This is a genomic window from Streptomyces alkaliphilus (assembly GCF_014141535.1).
GTDB classification, from domain to species: Bacteria; Actinomycetota; Actinomycetes; order Streptomycetales; family Streptomycetaceae; genus Streptomyces; species Streptomyces alkaliphilus.
Genome location: NZ_VKHT01000991.1, coordinates 1 through 1,833, shown reverse-complemented (window position 1 = coordinate 1,833; position 1,833 = coordinate 1). Strand labels below are relative to the sequence as shown.

The 1,833-nt window shown below is 78.5% G+C and carries 1 protein-coding gene; it reads right to left on the bottom strand.

The annotated features are described in order from the left end of the window. Window positions 1–63 precede the first annotated feature (63 nt). Window positions 64–1,782: a GTPase gene (locus tag FNQ90_RS28225; protein WP_267133088.1), complete on the bottom strand. Its 1,719-nt coding sequence runs from the start codon at window positions 1,780–1,782 to the stop codon at window positions 64–66. Window positions 1,783–1,833: the final 51 nt, after the last annotated feature.

Here is a 1,833-nt window from a genome sequence, read left to right as displayed (position 1 = left end):
ACACTCCCCCGGCCCCCGGGAGCGGGGCTCCGACGGACCCCTCGGAGCCCCGCTCCCGGACGGTCACCTCGGGGTGAGCGGCTCGCCCCCCGAAGCGATGAACCACTGTTCGCGCACCTCCCGGTAGCGCACCAACTCCGCCGCCACCGGCTCGAGCACCCGGGCCCGGCCCACCGCCGTCGCCGCCGACCGCAGCCGCTCCTCCTCCTGCCGCCCCCAGGCCCGGGCCGGACCGACCGCCGCCAGCCGACAGGCCCACGCCAGCAGGGGCGCCCCCAGCGCCCCCGCCACCAGGAGCCCGGCGGGCAGCACCACGCCGGCCACCGGCCGGCCCAGCGCCGCGAGCGCCAACCAGCCCAGTCCCAGCAGGTGCAGGGTGAGGAAGACCCCCTGCCCCACCGCCGCCGCGCTCCACCACACCGGGCGCGGGGGACGCGGGGCGCCGGGCACCCGGGAGGCCCGCGTGCCGGGCTGCCGGCCGGACCACGGCACCCGCCGTCGACCGGAACTCCCCCGGGCCGCCGGCGGACCCTCCAGCGCCGGCGGGACCTCCGAGGCCCCCTGTCGGGCCACCCGGCGCACCGACGCCGCCCACGGCTCGGGCAGGTCGGCCGTCACCTCCTCGGTCAGTCGCCGCACGGCCTCCTCCAGGGCCGGCCGGGAGACCACCGGGGGTTGTTCACGCAGGCCGCGCGCCCTTCCGGTGAGGGCCACCGGCTCCCCCCGGCGGGCCGCCCGGCGCTCGGCGAGGGCCGTCACGAGTTGTCCCCACGGAGTGCCGCAGATCCGTTCGGCGCGACGCAGCCAGCCTCGTTCGGCCGCGGCCCCGGCGGCCGGGGCGCCGACCGCCGCCGCCAGGCGTTCCTCGAACGCCGCCCGCGCCTCCTCGGTCAGACCGACCGGCGTGGTCCCGGACTCCGCGACGCACAGCGGTCGCAACCGCCGGGTGGTGCCGTCGGCGTCGGCGGCCAGGCGCAGCGCGGGCGCCTCCCGGGAGGCGACCAACTCGGCCAGCGCCCGGCGCAGCTCACCCATCCCCTGTCCGGTGAGCGCGGAGACCGCGAGCACGCCCGCGCCGGGCTCGCCGTGCTCGCCGACCGCCACGCCGCGCTCGTCGAGCAGGCGACGCACGTCGTCGAGGACCGCCTCGGTCGCCTCCGTCGGCAGGCGGTCGATCTGGTTGAGCACCACCAGGCTCACCTCCGCGTGGCCGGCGAAGGCCCGCAGGTAGTGGTCGTGCAACAAGGCGTCGGCGTACTTCTCCGGGTCCAGCAGCCAGATGACGGCGTCCGCCCGGGCCAACAGCCGGTCCGCCTCCCGCCGGTGTTCGAGCAGCGCGGAGTCGTGGTCCGGAAGGTCCAGCAGGACCAGGCCGCGCAGCGCGGGGTCGGCCCGGTGCGCCCGGCGGCGCCGGCGCGGCTGGACACCCAGCCGGTCCAGCAACGCGTCGGGGGACGGGCCTCCGCCGCGCTCCACCTCCCAGGCACAGGAATGGGGGGAGGCGGTCATCGGACGGCGCACGCCGGTCTCGGCGATCCCGCCGCCCGCAAGCGTGTTGAACAGGGTGGACTTCCCGCTGCCGGTGGCGCCGGCGATGGCGACGGTGGTGTACAGGCGGGTGAGACGGTCCCGTTCGGCGGCCTCGGCGAGCAGGCGCCCCGCCTCGGCCAGGGCCGGCTCGGGCAGCCGGGCACGGGAGAGCGCGACGAGTTCGCGCAACGCGCGGAGCCGCACCCGCAGGGCGCGGTCCGCCGGGGTGTCCGCCGGCGGACCGCCGGGCAACAGCGCGTCGGGGGCGGTGGGAGGGGCGGGGACCTGTCTCTAATACATATC